Consider the following 19,920-nt stretch of genomic DNA (forward strand, 5'->3'; position numbering starts at 1 on the left):
TACCATGATGTTAACCGTCAATTTTCGCCGCACTGCCACAGCCCTGCTTGCCACAGCATTTTTAAGCGCTTGCGCCACCAACGGGCAGCAGCAAAGCTATCAACAGGAAATGCAGCAGTTCGGGGAATACCAACAATTAACCGAACAATATCAAATTAATCCGAATTGGTGGACGCAATATAACGATGCCCAGCTTAACCGCTTAATCGAAACCGCACTTGCCAATAATCTGGACTTGGCAAAAAGCGCGATCAACGTTAATCGCGCATTATATAACGCCAATTTGCTTGGCGCGGATTTAGTGCCGACTTTCAGCGGCAGTGTCGGCGGCGAAGTGCAGAAAAATACCGCCAGCGGTGTGACCTCACACACTTATAGCGCTGCCGCCGGAATCAGCTACACCGTCGATCTATGGCGTCGCCTTGCCGACAGTGCCAATGCTGCCGAGTGGGAACACCAAGCGACCGAGCAGGATTTGGAAGCGGCTAAACTCACGCTGATTAACAATGTGATCAGCGCGTATTACCAAATTGCCTATCTCAACCAGGCAATTGAGGTGATGAAAGCCAATATCCGCACTTATAAGCAGATCGGACAAATCAGCCAAAATCAGGCAACTCAAGGGATCACCCTGCAACTAGACGCCGATCAGGCGAAACAAGCGGTATTGTCCGCCGAAAACCAACTGATTGGTTACCAATCCCAGCTGCAAACCGCTGAAACCACCCTGCGCAACCTGCTGAATTTACAGCCGCAACAAAGTTTGGGCTTTAACGCGATTAATCTGAAAACCCTGAATTTACAGAGTGTGAATCTGAATGTGCCGCTTTCGACCATTGCCAACCGTCCGGATTTGAAAGCCTACCAATATCGCTTAACTTCGTCATTTACAGACCTGAACGCAATGGAAAAAAGCTGGTATCCGAGTGTGACGCTTGGCGCCAGTTTAAAAACTTCCGGTACGGCAACCAATAATATGTTTGATGTACCGCTGACCGCCGGCAATATCAGCATTAATTTGCCATTCTTGGATTGGAATCGAGTGAAGTGGAATGTAAAAATTTCCGAGGCCGCTTATGAAACCGCGAAGCTGAATTTCCAGCAAGGGATCACCAGTGCGCTGAATGAAATTGATGCCAACTACAATGCTTATCAATTGGCGCAAAAAAGCTATCAAAATCTGAATCAGAAATACCGTTATGATCGCAATATCAGCAATACATACCGTTTACAATACAACGCCGGTGTGGCGGGAATGAAAGATTGGCTGGCGGCACTTGCAACCGAACAAAATTCCGAATTGAGCATTTTGCAGGCAAAATATGATCTACTGCGTTATGAAAATGCGATTTATCAAAGCATGGCGGGGAAATATCAACGCTGATTTCAGCGAGAGATGCTATAGCAAATAGACATTTTTGTGGCTACTCCTCTTAAAGCGCTAGTTTTTCTAGCTCTTTTTATTCAAAAAATCCTGTATAAACATAATCTTATTCCTTCGGTTTAGTCCATTATGAACGGATAATTTCTGCTTTAAATCCTTAAACAGCCCTTCCAGCCGATTTGTCGTTTTTTCTATCCGTAACTCCGGGTATTTTTCAAAGACAAACAAGTAATCCATATAGCGTTTAATACTGGCATAAGCCCCTCTCAATTTGCGATGTTTATAAGGAAATTTACCCTGATTATCGGGTATATCAGACCGTTCTTCTAAGTAAGCTTTATGCTGCAAAAACCAGTGATGCAAACGGACATAAAAGTCATTTTTGTGACTCTGCTTGAGTGTTTTAACCATTGTTTTCAGTTCCTTTCCGGCAACGGATTTAGGGTTTCTCGTCAGCTTGCGAATCACCATTGCAACAAGGTGAAATTGGCACATTTGGGTTGGCGTATTAAATATATCTTTCAATAAGCCCCGTCGCCCATCGCAAGTAATAGATTGAATAATAAATCCTTTTTTACGCAATCGATTGATGGCTTTGGTATAGTAAATGTCCTTTTCGGTACGAACGATTTGGTGGTAAATCACCTTTTTTGAGCGGGAATCCATTATGACTAATACGCCGAATTGTCGCCCGAAAAAAGTGACATCCATAATAAGATTCAACATTGTGGTTTGCGGTGTGCTGAGTGGCGTTTTAGGGGCTTTTTTCAGGTGCCTTTGGATAGTCCTGACCGAACAATCATAGGTTAACGCAAGCTGCTTATACGTCTGTTTTCCGACGGTGTAATCGTGCCAGATTTGGGCGGATTGAAGGTAATTTGTGTGAGAATATGTCCGTAAACAATCCAAGCATTTATAGCGTTGCTTGCCTGAATTTTTACCGTGTTTTTTAATGCGTTCTGAACCACAGAAATAGCAATTTTTTGGTCATTTTAAAAAATCTCACTTAACGCCTTATTCTATAAGGGATTAAGCGAGATTTCAGCCACATTTTTGTCTACTATGCCTTTCATTACCTAAATCTGAATCAAATTAAGGGGTTGGATTTTGCTCTAGTGGCACCGGGATAATTTTCGTGGCATGAGAGCCTTTGTCGCCGTGGATCGCTTCAAATTGAACCTTTTGACCGGCTTTCAAAGAGCGGTAACCATCCATTTCAATTACTGAGTAGTGTACGAAAATATCTTCCACCCCACCATCCTCAGCAATAAACCCAAATCCTTTTGCGTTGTTAAACCATTTAACTGTTCCGATATGCATTTTGCAACCTCATTTCTTGATGACCCGGCTATCAAGGCTAACCTTAGTTTACGGCACCAGGTCAACCTGTTGTTATACTTAAATAAATTAGCCTAATATGCAATCACTAAACTAGAAAAGTATGTACCAGATCACAAAATTTAATGCAATATTATCATTCACTTGGCTGAGAAGTGTAAAAAAAAGAGAGGTAGCCCTCTCTTTCCTTCAGTTTTTACCCATTTTTGCTTTTCTTGAACCTATGCAATTAAGATTTTCCACGAACCGCCCATTTTCCGCCGACATAATCCGCGATCCATTTGGTGGCTTTGCCGTCTTTCTCCGAAGTGATGTACTGGCGTTTTTCCTTGCGGCTAAAGCGCACAATGGTTTTATTGCCGTCGGCATCCACCGTTGGCGCTTCGGTTAAATAGTGGAATTTTTCCGGCAAGCGATCTTTAAACCGCACCAACTCCTCGACATACGGCGCGCGGGTTTCACGCGATTTCGGGAAGTTATGTGCCGACATAAATACGCCGCTGGCACCGTCACGCAACACAAAATAGGCATCGGATTTTTCACACGGTAACTCTGGGAATGCCACCGGATCTTCTTTCGGCGGTGCGACTTCGCCGTTTTTCAAAATTTTGCGTGTGTTGCTACAATTGGTGCAACCCATGTATTTGCCGAAACGCCCCTGCTTTAAGTGCATATCCGCACCGCACTTGTCACATTCCACCACCGGACCGTCATAGCCTTTAATCTTAAACGTGCCCTGCTCAATAATGTGTCCGTCGCAATTCGGGTTGTTACCACAAATATGCAGTTTGCGCTGTCCGTCAATCAGATAGCTGTCCATTGCGGTGTGGCATTTCGGGCAACGTTTACGCTTACGCAACGCATCGGTTTCCGAATCGTCGTCTAACACATTTAACAGTTCCGCTTCCGGAATCAGGTTAATCGTGGTTTTACAGCGCTCTTTCGGCGGCAACGCATAACCGCTACAGCCCAAGAACACGCCGGTGCTGGCGGTGCGAATCGCCATATTGCGCCCGCAAGTCGGGCATTTGATCTCGGTTTCCACCAAGCTGTTCGGCTTCATACCGCCTTCCAGCTCGTCTAATTCCGCTTTGCTCAATTTTTCCGAGAAGTCGCTGAAGAACTGATTTAATTCGGTTTTCCAGTTGGCATTGCCGTTGGCGATTTGGTCGAGCTGATCTTCCATGTTGGCGGTAAAATCATAATTCATCAATTCGCTGAACGATTGATTGAGGCGATCAGTCACGATTTCGCCCATTTTCTCGGCATAGAAACGGCGATTTTCCACTCGCACATAGCCGCGATCTTGAATAGTCGAAATGATCGCCGCATACGTTGACGGACGCCCGATGCCGCGTTTTTCCAATTCGCGCACCAATGCCGCTTCGGTATAACGCGCCGGCGGTTTGGTAAAGTGTTGTTGCGGCAGCACTTGCTCTAAATTCAGTTTTTCATTCAGTGCCACTTGTGGCAACACCTGATCTTCCGCAGTTTTGCCTAAAATCGGCAACACTTTGGTCCAACCGTCAAAGCGCAAAATCCGCCCTTTGGTTTTCAATTCGTAATCGCCCGCCTGCACCGTGAGCGTGGTGGAATCATATTGTGCCGCCGGCATTTGGCAGGCTAAAAATTGGCGCCAGATTAAGTCGTATAACCGCACCGCATCTTTATCCATGCCGTTGAGATCTTTATCTTTCACCGCCACATCCGACGGGCGAATCGCTTCATGCGCCTCTTGCGCATTTTGCTTGCTGGAATAGAAATTTGGTTTTTCCGGCAGATATTCTTTGCCGAATTGCTTTTCAATGTAGCTGCGCGCCATGTTCAGCGCATCCTGGCTTAAATTGGTCGAATCGGTACGCATATAAGTGATATAGCCCGCTTCATATAAACGCTGTGCCAACATCATGGTTTTTTTCACCCCGAAGCTCAGGCGAGTACTCGCCGCTTGCTGTAATGTCGAAGTGATAAACGGGGCTTTGGCGCGTGAGCTGGTCGGTTTAGTTTCTAAACCGCTGACCAGATAATCAGCGCGTTGCAACGCGGCAACCGCACTATCGGCTTGCTGCTGGTTAATCGGCTCGAATTTTTTGCCGTTCAGTTGGGTAACGTCTAAACGGATTTGCTGCTGTTGTGCGGTTTTGGTTTCGACCGCCACTTCCCAATACTCTTTCGGATCGAACGATTTAATTTCGCGCTCGCGCTCCACCAACAACTTCACTGCAACCGATTGCACCCGCCCGGCAGAAAGCCCTCTGGCGACTTTTTTCCATAATAGCGGCGAAACCATAAAGCCCACCACCCGATCAAGAAAACGGCGGGTTTGCTGCGCATTTACGCGATCTAAATTCAGTTGTTCCGGCTTTTCAAACGCATTTTTAATCGCATTTTTGGTTATTTCATTAAACACCACACGGCTGTAGCGCGCATCTTCGCCGCCAATCACTTCACGCAAGTGCCAAGCGATCGCTTCTCCCTCTCTATCCAAGTCGGTTGCGAGATAGATATGGTCGGCTTTTTTTGCCAGCGACTTCAATTCGGCAACCACTTTTTCTTTGCCGGGCAGAATTTGATAATTGGCTTCCCAACCGTGATACGGGTCGATCCCCATGCGTTTCACCAACGCTTCGCGATCACGGCTCTCCTTCAAACTGGCTTTTTCTTCCGCGCTCATGCCTTTGGTCGACACCGCTTTGCGCTTCTCGCCGGTGGAAGAACCGGCGGTCGGCAGGTCACGAATATGCCCGACGCTGGATTTCACCACATAATCTTTCCCCAGGTACTTATTAATGGTTTTTGCTTTTGCCGGGGACTCTACAATTACTAATGATTTACTCATTTTATTCCTATCAGGTTGCTGAATTTTTTTCTACTTATCTTGAGTAAGACCTATAAAATGCGGTGACAATAACAAGGTTTGCCGCGGATTACAATAGCCGATTGCACAATCCGCCGAATTCGCGCCCGCTTTCCACCCAGCCAAACCGCACTTCCGACTTGTGTTCGACCGCACTTTCACTCACAATAAACCGACTGGACTATAATAAAGACAGATAATAGAAGGAGAATCAAACTATGCAAACTGCAATTTTGGCCGGCGGCTGCTTTTGGTGTATCGAAGCGGTCTATAATCAAATCAACGGCGTGCAAAGTGCGGTCTCCGGTTATATCGGCGGACACGCCGAAAACCCAAGCTATCGCCAAGTCTGCGACACCGGACACGCTGAAGCGGTGAAAATCGAGTTCGATCCGAACATCATCAGCTATCAAACGCTGTTGGATATTTTCTTCAGCATTCATAATCCAACCCAGCTGAACCGCCAAGGCAACGACATCGGCACACAATACCGCAGCGAGATTTTCTATCTCGATGACACGCAGAAACAGCTCGCCGAACAGGCAATAGCCGACTTGAAACCGCACTTTGATGTGCCGATTGTGACGAAAATCAGCCCTGTCACAACATTCTATCCGGCGGAAGAATATCATCAGGGCTATTTCAAACAGAATCCGAACACCGGCTATTGCAGCATGGTGGTTGCACCGAAATATCTGAAAGCGAAAGTGGAATTTGAGGGGTTGTGGAAGCGGTAATGTACACTTGATGGACATCGCAAACACCCTCCCCCAGCCTTCGGCAGCCCCCTCCGTAAACGGAGAGGGCGAAAGGTCTTTATTAATGATATAAACTTCCCTCCCTCCGCGTGCGGAGGGAGATGCCCGAAGGGCAGAGGGAGGCTGTGCGATATTTTATTTCATAATAATATAGCAAACACAGTTGCTATCAATTCATGACTAAAACCGCAATACTTTCACATTGCGATAACCTTGTTGCTGCAGATACAGCGCTTGCAGTTTGCTCATCACACCGCGATCGCAGTACAACAGATAGGTTTTATTCGCGTCCAAACCGGCAAACGCGGTTGCCAGCTTGTAGAACGGGATTTGTAACGGCGTTTTGCCTGCCAGCTGTAAAGGCTTGTCTTCCGCTTCATCCGGGCTACGCACGTCGATTACTACCTCGTTTTCGCCCACCACTGCCGAAGTTTCCACTTCCTGCACTTGTTGATCGGTCTGCTCGCCGATTTGGCGAATATCCAGATATTGCGCATTGCTGACCGCACTTTCCAACACCGCAAAATCAAAATTCAGCTCTTCGCTTTCAATTTTGGCTTTAATCGCTTTCACGGTCGGATTTTTCGAGATCACGCCGCAAAATTCCGGCATTGATTTGGCAATGTCGTCAGTGCCGATCTGCTTTGCCAGCTCGATAATCTGCTCTTTATCGTGAGTGATCAGTGGGCGCAATACCAGCGCTTCTGACGCTTCGTCAATCAAACGCAGATTGGTTAGTGTTTGGCTGGACACCTGCCCCAACGCTTCGCCGGTGACAATCGCCTGAATGCCGAAACGCTCCGCCACTTTCGAAGCGGCGCGCACCATCATGCGCTTCAGCACTACGCCCATTTGTCCGTTGTCGACTTTTTCCAGAATTTCCGCTACCACAGGCTCGAAATTGATCGCCACAAACCGCACTTTGTGCGAAGAACTGTAGCGTTGCCAGATGTGATATGCCATCTGCTTCACCCCGATTTCATGCGCCGCACCGCCTAAATTGAAAAAGCCGTAATGCACGCGCGAACCGCGACGAATCAACATATAACTTGATACCCCCGAGTCAAAGCCGCCCGAAATCAGCGACAGTACATCTTCCTGCGTGCCGATCGGATAGCCTCCTAATCCGGCGTGGCGTTGTTTAATCAACATCATGTGATCGTCTTCAATGTCAATCCGCACCGTCACATCGGGCTTGCTCAACTTCACTTTAGCGCTTTCAATTTGCTGATTCAAACCGCCGCCGACATAACGTTCCACGTCGAGCGAACTGAACTCATGTTTGCCTTTACGCCGCACCCGCACGCAAAAAGTGCGGTTTTCCAGCTGGCTGCGGGTGGCTTGCAGCGTTTGTTCGAAAATATCGTGTAGCGAGCTAAACGGCGTGTCTTCCACCTCTAAAATATGGTGAATCCCCGGCGTTTGCTGCAAATAGGCAAGCAGCAATTCGCGCTTGATATGATCTTTGCTACGCACTTCAATGTAGTCCCAGTGGCGCACCACTGCCACGGTTTCATCGTGTTTGGCTAGCACATTGCGGATATTGCCGGTGAGAATTTTGATAAAGCGCTTACGCACCGAATCACTTTTAATCATGATTTCGGGAAAAAGTTTAATAATAAATTTCATAAATATGGATTAAGATTGTAGGTAAAGAAAAATTTAGCGACATTGTACACGAAATTCATAAAAAAACACCGACAACAAATTGAATCTGAAGTACAATATGCCGTTTATCACTTCATTGTAAAGAAGAACATAAAATGGAAAAAAACAGCACGACCAAAAAAACTGATTTTGAATCAACGCTTTCACAATTAGAGGCGATTGTTTCGCGTTTGGAATCGGGCGATTTGCCGCTGGAAGACGCGTTAAGTGAATTTGAAAAAGGCATTAAATTGGCACAACAAGGTCAGCAGCGGCTGCAAAAAGCCGAACAGCGGGTGCAGATTTTGTTAGAAAAAAGTGCGGTTGCGCCATTGGCGGATTACGACGAATAACGATAGGAACAGAATGAATTACGCTTTTTCTGACGATTTGCAACAGCTGCGCAAGCGGGTGAACGGCTTTTTGCAGCAGCAACTGCAAGCCTTTGACAGCGCCCCTGCACCACTGGCGGACGCGATGCGCTACGGGATTTTGCTCGGCGGCAAACGGCTGCGTCCGTTTTTGGTTTATCGCTGCGGAACCATGTTGCAAGCCGATTTAGCAGTGTTGGATTATGCCGCAGCGGCAATTGAAGCGGTGCACAGTTATTCATTGATTCACGATGATCTGCCCGCAATGGACGACGACACTTTGCGCCGCGGGAAGAAAACCTGCCATATCGAATACGATGAAGCGACCGCCATTTTGGCAGGCGATGCGCTGCAAGCCTTTGCGTTTGAATGCTTGAGCCGAATTCCGCAAATTCATGCGGAACAAAAAGTGGAATTGATTAAAACCTTAGCGGTTACCTCCGGCGGGCAAGGAATGTGCTTGGGGCAAAGTTTGGATCTGCTTGCCGAGCAAAGTGCGGTCAGCTTGGATTTTCTGCAAAAAATCCACCGCAACAAAACCGGCGCCTTAATCACCGCCGCGGTGGAAATGGGGCAGCTCTGTTCGCCGCATTATCAGGATAACGCCCTGCGCGGCCGTTTGGTGCGCTACGCACAAGCTATCGGGCTGGCGTTTCAGGTGCAAGATGATATTTTAGATTTAACCGGTGACAGTGTCACACTGGGCAAGAATGCCGGTTCGGATTTAACGTTGGATAAAAGCACTTATCCTAAATTATTAGGTTTGGAAGGCGCGCAGCAAAAAGCGCAGCAATTGGTCGCCGAAGCCAAAGCCGAGCTGCAAGGGCTGCCATTCGACACTGCGCCGCTGTTACAACTGGCTGATTATATTGTGCAACGAAATAACTAAACCGCACTTTGACTATTTAACGATTTATTTTAACTATGCAAAATTATCCGATTTTATCTTCAATCCAAACCCCGGACGATCTGCGTTTATTAAACCGCGATCAATTGCCGCAACTGTGCGATGAATTGCGCAGCTTTCTGCTGGATTCCGTCAGCCGCAGCAGCGGACATTTAGCCTCGGGCTTAGGCACGGTGGAACTGACCGTGGCGCTGCACTATGTCTATCAAACCCCGTTTGACCAACTGATTTGGGATGTCGGGCATCAGGCGTATCCGCATAAAATTTTGACCGGTCGCCGCCAAAAAATGCACACCATTCGCCAAAAAGGCGGGCTGCACCCTTTCCCGTGGCGTGAAGAAAGCGAATACGACGCATTGTCTGTCGGGCACTCCTCCACTTCGATCAGCGCCGGATTAGGCATTGCCATCGGCGCGGAAAAAGAGCATGCCGGTCGCAAAACCGTATGTGTGATCGGTGATGGCGCTATCACCGCCGGCATGGCGTTCGAGGCAATGAACCACGCGGGTGCGATGCACACCGATATGCTGGTGATTTTAAACGATAACGAAATGTCGATCTCGGAAAATGTCGGCGCGTTGAATAACCACTTGGCACGCTTGCTGTCCGGTTCGTTCTACTCCTCGATTCGCGAAGGCGGTAAAAAAATTCTGTCCGGCTTGCCACCGATTAAAGAATTTGTGAAAAAAACCGAGGAGCACGTCAAAGGTTTCGTCTCGCCGGGCGGCACGCTGTTTGAGGAGTTAGGCTTTAACTATATCGGGCCGATCGACGGGCACAATGTTGATGAATTGGTTTCCACTTTAAAAAATATGCGCAACCTGAAAGGCCCGCAGTTTTTGCATATTATGACCAAGAAAGGCAAGGGCTACGCGCCCGCCGAGCAAGATCCGATCGGATTCCACGGCGTGCCGAAATTTGATCCGAGCCTCGGCAAATTGCCGAAAAGCAAAGCCGACATTCCAAGCTATTCAAAAATTTTCGGTGACTGGTTGTGTGAAATGGCAAGTTTGGATGACAACCTTGCCGGGATCACGCCGGCGATGCGTGAAGGTTCGGGCATGGTGGAGTTTTCCAACCGTTTCCCTGAACAATATTTTGATGTGGCGATTGCCGAACAGCACGCGGTCACTTTCGCCGCCGGTTTGGCGATTGGTGGTTATCGACCGGTTGTCGCGATTTATTCCACCTTTTTGCAACGCGCCTACGATCAGGTGATTCACGATGTGGCGATTCCGAATCTGCCGGTGCTGTTTGCTATCGATCGTGCCGGTGTTGTCGGCGCAGACGGGCAAACCCACCAAGGCGCTTTCGACATCAGCTTTTTGCGTTGCATTCCGAATATGGTGATCATGACACCAAGTGATGAAAACGAATGCCGCCAACTGCTCTACACCGGCTATCAATTGGAAAGCCCGGCGGCAGTGCGCTACCCGCGCGGCTCAGGAACAGGCTGTGAGCTGCAACCATTGGCGGAGATTCCGTTGGGGCAATCCAAGCTGATCCGCCAAGGGGAAAAGGTGGCGATTTTGAATTTCGGTACGTTATTACCAAGTGCGGTCAGTGCCGCTGAAGCTCTGAATGCCACGGTGATCGATATGCGCTTTGTTAAACCGCTCGATCAGGCGCGAATTGAAGCCCTCGCAGCGGAATGCTCGCTGTTGGTCAGCTTGGAAGACAATGCTGTTCAAGGCGGCGCCGGAAGTGCGGTTGCGGAATATTTGAATCAATTAGCCGTCAGCAAAAAAATAGCGGTGCCGCCATTGCTGCAACTCGGCTTCCCGGATTATTTCCTGCCGCAAGGCGAACAAGCTGAAATTCTGGCGGATTTGCAATTAGACGCCGCCGGTATTCAGCAACGCATTTCAGCGGCACTATGATGAAAATGATAAAAAGCGAAGAAAAATAAAAAAATTTGCGATTTTTGTGAACTTTTTACCCACTGGTCAGTCTTAGTTAATGCTAGTGCACTGCAAATGCAGTTGTCTTTTTACATTTTACTTATTGTAAGACCTCCCCCGATATTTCACTGTTGAGTATCGGGTTTTTCTTTTTCTGAAGTGCGGTTAGAGCAATTGGAAGGCACTATAGATTAAAAATAGACCGAAGCCGATAAACACCAGCCCGGAGAGATTATCAATATAGCGACTGTAATTAAAGTAAAATGATTTCACCTGTGGCGACGAAAAAATCCGCGATACGATATAAAAATAGAGAAAACTTTCTGCCAAAATCATCACCGCAATCAAGCCGATTTGCCAATGATTGGTCAAACTGCCGACCAGTAATGAAAAAATACCACTGAAATAAATAATCGCTTTCGGGTTAGATAAATTCACTAAAAAACCCTGGCGCAAATGTGCCCAGTCGGAATGTGGCACACTGCCGTCACCCGTTGCATTAATCTGACGCATATCAATATTGCTACGCACGTTTAACATTAAATAGCCGAGGTAGCTCAAATAGCCGCCACCCAGCAACAAAATCACAATTTCTATCGGTGGATAGAGTTTAAACAGAATCGCTAGTCCCAATAAACTGGCGCTCAGCCAAATCACCAGCCCTAATACAATCCCGATAATGCCAAATAGCGCACTTCGTTGATTTTCCGCAATCGCTTTGCGGATCACAAAGAAAAAATCCGGCCCCGGACTAGCCAGAGCAAACAGATGGATAATAAAGAGTTTGGCAAATAACACGGTTTAAATCTCAATAAAACAGGCTGATTAGCCACAACAACAGCACGCTATAAATAGCCGCCAAGATGTCATCGACCATAATGCCGAAGCCGTTGGTTAAGCGCCGATCAAAATAGCTGATTGGGTAAGGTTTTGTGATGTCAAATAGACGGAATGCTAAAAACGCGCCGAGATACCACAGCCAGCCGGAGGACGGAAGTAGCGCCAGCACCAGCCAAATCGCCACAATTTCGTCCCACACAATCGCGCCGTGATCATGCACACCCATATCGTGCGAGGTTTTTTCGCACAGATAAATGCCAATGGCAAAGCCGAGAATCGCGACAAGTAGCAACGATAGCGGCGAAAAAACCGAGAGCCATGCGATGCCAAGCAGCCAGCCTGCCAACGAGCCCCAAGTTCCGGGAGCTGGAGAAATCAAGCCTGATCCGAAGCCTAAAGCTAAAAAATGGATTGGATTGCGCAAGCGGACTTTCGTTAAAGCAAGCTGTTTTTCATTCATGCTTGCGTTTCCTGAAAATGGTCGAACCCTTGGCAAGACGGTAATTCCACTTTCTCGCCTGCGCGTTTTGCCCGGATTCTATTACCAACTTTTTTACTGCGGATCTGACCGATACAAGTATAATCAACCCCGATATGAGTTAACGCCCGCTCTAGCTTTGTACTATTCTTATCGGCGACCGTAAAGCACAATTCATAGTCTTCACCGCCGATTAACGCAAATTTTTCCGCCTGTTCTTGCCCGAATACCTCAAGCAATTGAGGAGAAAGCGGCAGTGTTTCCAATTTCAGACTGGCACCAACATGACTACGATTTAAAATATGTGATAGATCCGCCAGCAGTCCGTCGGAAATATCAATCGCGGCACTGGCATAAGGAGCGATGGTCTGCCCTAATAACACGCGCGGTGTCGGGCGCAGATGACGCTCGATTAAATAAGATTCGTTTTGGCTGAAAGTTGATGATGCGGATTTTTGCTGTAACAAGTGTAAACCTGCCGCACTGTCACCCAGCGTACCGGTGACATAAATCCAGTCGCCCTTTTCCGCGCCATGCCGGCACAGCGCCTTGTCACGCGGCAATAAACCGTGGGCGGTCAGCGTAATTGACAGTGGACCTTTGGTGGTGTCGCCACCGATGAGATCCACATTATAGTGATCGAGCACATCAAAAAAACTGCGGCTAAATTCGGCTAACCATTGATGATCGACTTTCGGCAAGGTTAGCGCCAAGCTGACCCAAGCCGGTTCCGCGCCCATTGCCGCCAAATCGCTCAGATTGACAGCGAGGGCTTTATACGCTAAATCGGCAGGGGAAATATCGGCAAAAAAGTGAATGCCTTCAACCAGCGTATCGGTGGTGATCGCCAAGCGTTGATTGGCTTTGATTTCGGTGATAGCACAATCATCGCCAATTGCCAAAGACACGTCTTTGCGCGGCGCTCGGTTGGAAGCATTAAAATATTGACGGATAATGTCAAACTCACTATTTTGTTGCTGTTCCACGCTACCTCCTACCGCACTTTTCGGTTTAGAAACGGAATGTCTTTGCTAATGTTATTTACGATTCAAAGCCGGGGCTAATTTGTCGAGCACGCCGTTGATGTATTTATGGCTCTCTTCCGCACCGAACACTTTCGCCACTTCAATCGCTTCGTTGATCACCACTTTATACGGCACATCCGCCTGATATTTCAGCTCAAACGCCGCCATTAATAAAATCGCTTTTTCAATCGGATCTAATTCGCCAGTACTGCGATCCAAGTGCGGTGCCAAGATTTGTTCCAAATCTTCGCAATGTTCCGCACTACCCTGTAATAATTTGCGGAAGTACGGCATATCCACGCCTTTCATTTCTTGATCGGTGATGAACGCCAATTCCACATCGGCAAGCTCATTTTTAGAGACCGACCAAGAATACAATGCCTGTACCGCACATTCACGCGCGCGACGGCGAGGTGATACTTTACTCATTTTTCACCCCGTTAATTATGCGTTGTCAATTTCGTTGAGCAGATTGATCATTTCCAAAGCAACCAACGCCGCTTCCGCGCCTTTGTTGCCTGCTTTTGTGCCGGCACGTTCAATGGCTTGTTCGATGTTTTCGGTAGTCAACACACCGAAAGCAACCGGAATTTCCGCCTGCATGGCGACTTGCCCCAAACCGCTGCTGGCTTCGCCGGCCACATATTCAAAATGCGCTGTGCCGCCACGAATCACGGTGCCGAGTGCGACAATCGCATCAAATTTTTTGCTGTCGGCAAGGCGGCGCGCCACCAATGGTAATTCATAAGCACCCGGCGCTCGCACCAGGGTGATGTTTTCGTCTTTGATCTGCCCGATACGTTTCAATGCATCAATTGCGCCTTCCAGCAGGCTTTCGTTGATAAAGCTGTTAAAGCGTGCGATAACCACCGCAACTTTGGCATTTGGCGCAGCCACTGCACCTTCTAAAATTTTCATAATCTACCTTGTGATAACTATCATGTTTGCGAATTTCGACGGCGGATTCTATCACACTATTTGATTTAATTCAGCTGATTTTGATGTTTGCACGAGTTGCTATCAATATCTTTTTTATCGGCTGTCGATACTGTATTTACTACAGGCATGAAATATTCCCTCCCTCTGCCCTTCGGGCATTTCCCTCCGCACGCGGAAGGAGAGAAAATTGGGTATTCCACTAAACTATGAGTAATAACGCTTTCTTCACCCTTTCCGTTTACAAAAGGGGAGAAAATCATGCCTATCATCAATTATAAGCAATAAAATTTGCTTCGCCCTCTCCGTGTACGGAGGGGGCTGCCGAAGGCTGGGGGAGGGAAAATACAACCCCACCGCACACGACAAATGTGCGGACATCGCATTCGCAAACGGGCGGATATGCAATCCGCCTCTACAATCAAGTTAACAAGGTAAGATAATAAAAAACCAAAGTGCGGTTTTTTAGCCAAATCGGGCAATTTCTCTTTTCAATCTATAAACTAAATATGGTATTCTTACGCCGATTTTTTAACGATTAACACACCATGTCTATCATAACCAAAAGTTATGATTTGGGAGGAAAACAAAGCTAGTGAACAGCATTGCTAAAGCGAAACCGGTGATTGAACTGAAATCAATCCGCAAAGAGTATGACGGCAAAGCCATCATCAATGATTTTAACTTGTCGATTAATCATGGCGAATTTATCACCATCTTAGGGCCGTCCGGTTGTGGTAAAACTACCATTCTGCGCTTGATTGCCGGTTTTGAGGAATTGAACGGCGGGCAAATTATTCTGGACGGGCAAGACATCAGCAATGTGCCTGCCGAACAGCGTCCGGTGAATACCGTGTTTCAAAGTTATGCGTTGTTTCCGCATTTGAGTATTTTTGAGAATGTGGCTTTCGGGCTGAAAATGCAAAAAGTACCGAACAGCGAAATTAAACCGCGCGTGTTAGAAGCGCTGTGCATGGTTCAACTCGAAGAGTTTGCCGATCGCAAACCGGCGCAACTGTCGGGCGGTCAACAGCAACGTGTCGCTATTGCAAGAGCGGTAGTCAACAAGCCGAAAGTGCTGTTACTGGACGAATCGCTGTCCGCACTGGATTACAATTTGCGCAAGCAGATGCAAAATGAATTAAAAGCCTTGCAGCGTAAATTGGGCATCACCTTTATTTTCGTTACCCATGATCAAGAAGAAGCCTTGACCATGTCGGATCGGATTATCGTATTGCGTGCCGGTAAACTGCAACAAGACGGCACACCGCGTGAAATCTATGAAGAGCCGAACAATCTGTTTGTGGCGCAATTCATCGGCGAAATCAATATTTTTGATGCCGATGTGATCGAACGTCTGGACGAAAAACGTCTGAAAGCCAATGTTGAAGGGCGAATCTGTGAAATTTATGCCAAACAGAGCGTTAAACCGGGCAGCAAATTGAAAGTGTTGCTGCGTCCTGAAGATTTGCGTTTGGAAGAAGTGAACGAAACCGAAGCGGTCAACGGCATCGTCGGTTATGTGCGTGAGCGCAATTATAAAGGCATGACACTGGAATCCACGATTGAACTGAACAGCGGCAAAATGGTGCTGATCAGTGAATTCTTTAACGAAGATGATCCGGATGTGGATCACTCGCTGAACCAAAAAGTGGCGATCACCTGGGTCGAAAGTTGGGAAGTTGTATTGGAAGACGAAGAAAGCCATGAAAATCACAACGCGTAATTTTCAGAATATCACGATTGCCGTGATCTTTGGGTGGCTGATCTTTTTTGTATTGGTCCCCAATGTGTTGGTGCTAGGCACGAGTTTTTTAACCCGTGATACCAGTAATCTGATCGATTTTACTTTTTCACTCGACAGCTACAAACGACTGTTTGATCCGCTGTATGCACAGGTGATGTGGAACTCGCTGTATATGTCGGGGCTTGCCACCATTATCTGTTTGCTGATCGGCTATCCGTTTGCGTTTATGATCGCCAAATTGCCGAGCAAATATCGCCCGATTTTGCTGTTTATGGTGATTTTGCCGTTCTGGACCAACTCGCTGATTCGGATTTATGGCATGAAAATTTTCCTTGGCGTGCGCGGGGTGTTGAATAATACCCTAGTTTCGTTAGGAATTATTGATACGCCAATTCGAATTATTAACACTGAAGTGGCAGTGATTATCGGTTTGGTGTATATCTTGCTGCCGTTTATGATTCTGCCGCTCTACTCTGCGATTGAAAAACTGGACGGTCGCCTGCTGGAAGCCGCTAAAGATTTGGGTGCGGGCACCGTGCAACGCTTTATCCGAATTATTCTGCCACTCACCATGCCGGGGATTATTGCCGGCTGTTTATTGGTGCTGCTGCCGGCGATGGGCATGTTCTATGTTGCCGATCTGTTAGGCGGTGCGAAAGTGTTGTTAGTCGGTAACGTGATTAAGAGTGAATTTTTGGTGTCGCGTAACTGGCCGTTCGGTTCGGCAATCAGCATCGGTTTGACGATCTTAATGGCATTGTTGTTATATGTTTATTACCGTGCAGGTAAGTTATTGAATAAAAAACCGGAGTTGGAATAATGGGTCGTTTACTACGCAGTGGTTTTATGTTTGTGGTATATGCCTATTTGTATATACCGATTATCATTCTGGTGGTCAATTCTTTCAACGCCGACCGCTATGGTTTAACGTGGAAAGGCTTTAGCTGGAGCTGGTATGAACGGCTGTTCAATAATGACACCCTGATTCAAGCCGCCGTACACTCGGTAACCATCGCCTTTTTTGCTGCCACATTTGCCACGATTATCGGCGGTTTAACCGCCATTGCCCTATATCGCTACACGTTCCGCGGCAAAAAATTCGTCGGCGGCATGCTGTTTATCGTGATGATGTCGCCGGATATCGTGATGGCGGTTTCATTGTTGGCACTATTTATGATGTTCAGCATCAAATTGGGTTTCAGCTCGTTACTGCTGGCGCATATCACTTTTTGCTTACCTTATGTGGTGGTGACGATTCTGTCACGTTTGAAAGGCTTTGATGTCAAAATGTTGGAAGCAGCCAAAGACTTAGGTGCAAGTGAATTGACGATTTTAGGCAAAATTATTCTGCCATTGGCCTTACCAGCGATTGTTTCCGGCTGGTTGCTGAGCTTCACTATTTCGCTTGATGATGTGGTCGTATCCTCATTCGTGACCGGTGTGAGCTATGAAGTGCTGCCGTTGAAGATTTTCTCCATGGTGAAAACCGGCGTTACACCGGAAGTCAACGCACTGGCAACCATTATGATTTTAATGTCATTGGTGTTAGTCACCCTCAGTTTGCTGATCGGACGCAAAAAATAGCCAATTATTAATTGGTTACTTGATTAATCTCACAAAAAAGGTCTTCTTTAGAGGATCTTTTTTTTATTATGGCATATAGTAACTTCAGTTCACGGCGTGTTATTTATGGAGGGTTTCTCATGCCTAATCATTATCACTCTAAATCACATATTTCTGAAAAAGTGCGGTCAGCCTGTGCCAAATTAGCTGACCAAGAATTGGCGAAAACCATGCTGACTATTCTGACCGAACAACGCTTTGTCGGTCGCCTACCGCACTTTACGGTACAACATCTGTGTCATAAATTTGAGTTGAGCGCGCAATCACTTTCGATCGCGCTATTGCCGATTGCCGCCGCCTACTCGCTCGCGCCGATTTCTCGCTTTTATGTCGGTGCGATTGCCATAGGCTCCAGCGGGAATTTTTATTTTGGCGCCAATATGGAGTTTGTCGACACCGGAATGCAGCAAACCGTTCACGCCGAGCAAAGTGCAATTGCCCATGCTTGGATGCAGGGCGAAACCGGGATTCAGGAGATTTCGGTTAATTACGCACCGTGCGGACACTGTCGCCAGTTTATGAACGAACTCAACAGCGCAGAAAGTCTTCTGATTAACTTGCCGAAAAGCAAAAATAATCCGCTGCACAGCTACCTGCCGAATCACTTCGGACCGAAAGATCTGAACGTGACCGAGCTGCTGCTAACGCCACGCAATCATGGCTTCGGTTTGCTGAATACCGATGATTTGCTGATCGATACCGCACTTGAAGCGATTAACATCAGCCACGCGCCGTACAGTCACGCTTATGCCGGGGCGGCGTTAGAAACCGAAGATCATTTCTATTTCATCGGCAGCTACGCTGAAAATGCGGCATTTAATCCAAGCCTACCGGCGTTGCAAGTTGCGATTAATAATTTGATTTTAAACGGTTTCGAGCTGCAAAATATTAAAAGAGCGGTTTTGATCGAGAAAAAAGCCAACATCAACCAAAAAGTGATGGCAAAACAGTTGCTCGCCACACTCTGCAAGCTGCCATTACAATATATTGAAATTGAATAAATTACGGCATAGTAGCCAAAAATGTGGCTGATTTTGAGATCTAAGCTTCTATTAGACATTTTTGTGGCTACTCCTCTTAAAGCGCTAGTTTTTCTAGCTCTTTTTATTCAAAAAATCCTGTATAAACATAATCTTATTCCTTCGGTTTAGTCCATTATGAACGGATAATTTCTGCTTTAAATCCTTAAACAGCCCTTCCAGCCGATTTGTCGTTTTTTCTATCCGTAACTCCGGGTATTTTTCAAAGACAAACAAGTAATCCATATAGCGTTTAATACTGGCATAAGCCCCTCTCAATTTGCGATGTTTATAAGGAAATTTACCCTGATTATCGGGTATATCAGACCGTTCTTCTAAGTAAGCTTTATGCTGCAAAAACCAGTGATGCAAACGGACATAAAAGTCATTTTTGTGACTCTGCTTGAGTGTTTTAACCATTGTTTTCAGTTCCTTTCCGGCAACGGATTTAGGGTTTCTCGTCAGCTTGCGAATCACCATTGCAACAAGGTGAAATTGGCACATTTGGGTTGGCGTATTAAATATATCTTTCAATAAGCCCCGTCGCCCATCGCAAGTAATAGATTGAATAATAAATCCTTTTTTACGCAATCGATTGATGGCTTTGGTATAGTAAATGTCCTTTTCGGTACGAACGATTTGGTGGTAAATCACCTTTTTTGAGCGGGAATCCATTATGACTAATACGCCGAATTGTCGCCCGAAAAAAGTGACATCCATAATAAGATTCAACATTGTGGTTTGCGGTGTGCTGAGTGGCGTTTTAGGGGCTTTTTTCAGGTGCCTTTGGATAGTCCTGACCGAACAATCATAGGTTAACGCAAGCTGCTTATACGTCTGTTTTCCGACGGTGTAATCGTGCCAGATTTGGGCGGATTGAAGGTAATTTGTGTGAGAATATGTCCGTAAACAATCCAAGCATTTATAGCGTTGCTTGCCTGAATTTTTACCGTGTTTTTTAATGCGTTCTGAACCACAGAAATAGCAATTTTTTGGTCATTTTAAAAAATCTCACTTAACGCCTTATTCTATAAGGGATTAAGCGAGATTTCAGCCACATTTTTGTCTACTATGCCTTTACGTATTAAT

General features: G+C 46.7%; 19 protein-coding genes. 9 read left to right on the plus strand and 10 right to left on the minus strand.

Annotation, left to right across the window (positions count from 1 at the left end; translation table 11 throughout):
- Positions 1-4: 4 nt before the first annotated feature.
- Positions 5-1,384 carry a toxin/drug exporter TdeA gene (gene tdeA / locus ACUHGC_RS09895; RefSeq protein WP_446833154.1) on the plus strand — a complete coding sequence of 460 codons (1,380 nt, stop codon included), beginning with the start codon at positions 5-7 and terminating at the stop codon, positions 1,382-1,384.
- A gap of 66 nt (positions 1,385-1,450) precedes the next feature.
- Here the strand turns inward: tdeA and ACUHGC_RS09900 are convergent, their stop codons facing one another.
- From ACUHGC_RS09900 to topA, 3 genes are all read right to left on the minus strand, one after another.
- Positions 1,451-2,338 carry an IS256 family transposase, variant Zn-binding type gene (locus ACUHGC_RS09900; protein WP_446834861.1) on the minus strand — a complete coding sequence of 296 codons (888 nt, stop codon included), beginning with the start codon at positions 2,336-2,338 and terminating at the stop codon, positions 1,451-1,453.
- Positions 2,339-2,476: 138 nt separating this feature from the next.
- Entirely contained in the window at positions 2,477-2,704 is a 228-nt protein-coding gene (cspD, locus tag ACUHGC_RS09905; protein ID WP_446833155.1) for a cold shock domain-containing protein CspD, read from the minus strand.
- Between the two features lie 247 nt (positions 2,705-2,951).
- Positions 2,952-5,561, minus strand: coding sequence for a type I DNA topoisomerase (gene topA, locus ACUHGC_RS09910; protein WP_446833156.1), 2,610 nt, complete (start codon positions 5,559-5,561; stop codon positions 2,952-2,954).
- A 236-nt stretch (positions 5,562-5,797) separates the two neighbouring features.
- On the opposite strand from topA, the gene msrA reads away from it, so the two are divergent.
- The gene (msrA, locus tag ACUHGC_RS09915; RefSeq protein WP_446833157.1) at positions 5,798-6,316 is read left to right on the plus strand and encodes a peptide-methionine (S)-S-oxide reductase MsrA; all 519 of its coding nucleotides are present in this window, start codon (positions 5,798-5,800) and stop codon (positions 6,314-6,316) included.
- 201 nt (positions 6,317-6,517) lie between these two features.
- Here the strand turns inward: msrA and thiI are convergent, their stop codons facing one another.
- On the minus strand, positions 6,518-7,966 hold the full coding sequence (gene thiI / locus ACUHGC_RS09920; RefSeq protein ID WP_446833158.1) for a tRNA uracil 4-sulfurtransferase ThiI: 1,449 nt from the start codon (positions 7,964-7,966) through the stop codon (positions 6,518-6,520).
- A 134-nt stretch (positions 7,967-8,100) separates the two neighbouring features.
- On the opposite strand from thiI, the gene xseB reads away from it, so the two are divergent.
- Genes xseB through dxs form a run of 3 tightly spaced genes read left to right on the plus strand, consistent with a single transcriptional unit; the run spans position 8,101 to position 11,142 of the window.
- A complete protein-coding gene (xseB, locus tag ACUHGC_RS09925) occupies positions 8,101-8,337 on the plus strand; it encodes an exodeoxyribonuclease VII small subunit (RefSeq protein WP_446833159.1) in 237 nt (78 codons plus the stop codon).
- A gap of 13 nt (positions 8,338-8,350) precedes the next feature.
- Complete coding sequence (gene ispA, locus ACUHGC_RS09930; RefSeq protein ID WP_446833160.1) at positions 8,351-9,244, plus strand: (2E,6E)-farnesyl diphosphate synthase; 894 nt, start codon at positions 8,351-8,353, stop codon at positions 9,242-9,244.
- Positions 9,245-9,279: 35 nt separating this feature from the next.
- Complete coding sequence (dxs, locus tag ACUHGC_RS09935) at positions 9,280-11,142, plus strand: 1-deoxy-D-xylulose-5-phosphate synthase (protein ID WP_446833161.1); 1,863 nt, start codon at positions 9,280-9,282, stop codon at positions 11,140-11,142.
- Between the two features lie 186 nt (positions 11,143-11,328).
- Here dxs and ACUHGC_RS09940 read toward each other — a convergent pair whose 3' ends face one another.
- Genes ACUHGC_RS09940 through ribH form a run of 5 tightly spaced genes read right to left on the minus strand, consistent with a single transcriptional unit; the run spans position 11,329 to position 14,424 of the window.
- Entirely contained in the window at positions 11,329-11,961 is a 633-nt protein-coding gene (locus tag ACUHGC_RS09940; protein WP_446833162.1) for a LysE family transporter, read from the minus strand.
- Positions 11,962-11,971: 10 nt separating this feature from the next.
- Complete coding sequence (locus ACUHGC_RS09945; protein WP_446833163.1) at positions 11,972-12,463, minus strand: phosphatidylglycerophosphatase A family protein; 492 nt, start codon at positions 12,461-12,463, stop codon at positions 11,972-11,974.
- The gene (gene thiL, locus ACUHGC_RS09950) at positions 12,460-13,467 is read right to left on the minus strand and encodes a thiamine-phosphate kinase (protein ID WP_446833164.1); all 1,008 of its coding nucleotides are present in this window, start codon (positions 13,465-13,467) and stop codon (positions 12,460-12,462) included. The genes ACUHGC_RS09945 and thiL overlap by 4 nt, the downstream gene beginning before the upstream one ends.
- Before the next feature lie 51 nt (positions 13,468-13,518).
- Entirely contained in the window at positions 13,519-13,935 is a 417-nt protein-coding gene (gene nusB, locus ACUHGC_RS09955) for a transcription antitermination factor NusB (RefSeq protein WP_446833165.1), read from the minus strand.
- 15 nt (positions 13,936-13,950) lie between these two features.
- The gene (gene ribH, locus ACUHGC_RS09960; RefSeq protein WP_446833166.1) at positions 13,951-14,424 is read right to left on the minus strand and encodes a 6,7-dimethyl-8-ribityllumazine synthase; all 474 of its coding nucleotides are present in this window, start codon (positions 14,422-14,424) and stop codon (positions 13,951-13,953) included.
- Positions 14,425-15,037: 613 nt separating this feature from the next.
- On the opposite strand from ribH, the gene potA reads away from it, so the two are divergent.
- The 4 genes from potA (at position 15,038) to cdd (ending at position 18,813) form a co-directional block, all read left to right on the plus strand.
- Positions 15,038-16,168 carry a spermidine/putrescine ABC transporter ATP-binding protein PotA gene (gene potA / locus ACUHGC_RS09965; RefSeq protein WP_446833167.1) on the plus strand — a complete coding sequence of 377 codons (1,131 nt, stop codon included), beginning with the start codon at positions 15,038-15,040 and terminating at the stop codon, positions 16,166-16,168.
- Positions 16,149-17,009: a spermidine/putrescine ABC transporter permease PotB gene (gene potB / locus ACUHGC_RS09970; protein WP_446833168.1), complete on the plus strand. Its 861-nt coding sequence runs from the start codon at positions 16,149-16,151 to the stop codon at positions 17,007-17,009. Before potA ends, potB begins: the two co-directional genes overlap by 20 nt.
- Complete coding sequence (gene potC / locus ACUHGC_RS09975) at positions 17,009-17,773, plus strand: spermidine/putrescine ABC transporter permease PotC (RefSeq protein WP_446833169.1); 765 nt, start codon at positions 17,009-17,011, stop codon at positions 17,771-17,773. Before potB ends, potC begins: the two co-directional genes overlap by 1 nt.
- Before the next feature lie 119 nt (positions 17,774-17,892).
- Positions 17,893-18,813 carry a cytidine deaminase gene (cdd, locus tag ACUHGC_RS09980; RefSeq protein ID WP_446833170.1) on the plus strand — a complete coding sequence of 307 codons (921 nt, stop codon included), beginning with the start codon at positions 17,893-17,895 and terminating at the stop codon, positions 18,811-18,813.
- A 93-nt stretch (positions 18,814-18,906) separates the two neighbouring features.
- Here the strand turns inward: cdd and ACUHGC_RS09985 are convergent, their stop codons facing one another.
- Positions 18,907-19,794, minus strand: coding sequence for an IS256 family transposase, variant Zn-binding type (locus ACUHGC_RS09985; RefSeq protein ID WP_446834861.1), 888 nt, complete (start codon positions 19,792-19,794; stop codon positions 18,907-18,909).
- Between the last annotated feature and the right edge of the window lie 126 nt (positions 19,795-19,920).

The sequence above is a fragment of the Testudinibacter sp. P27/CKL/0425 genome (assembly GCF_052931395.1).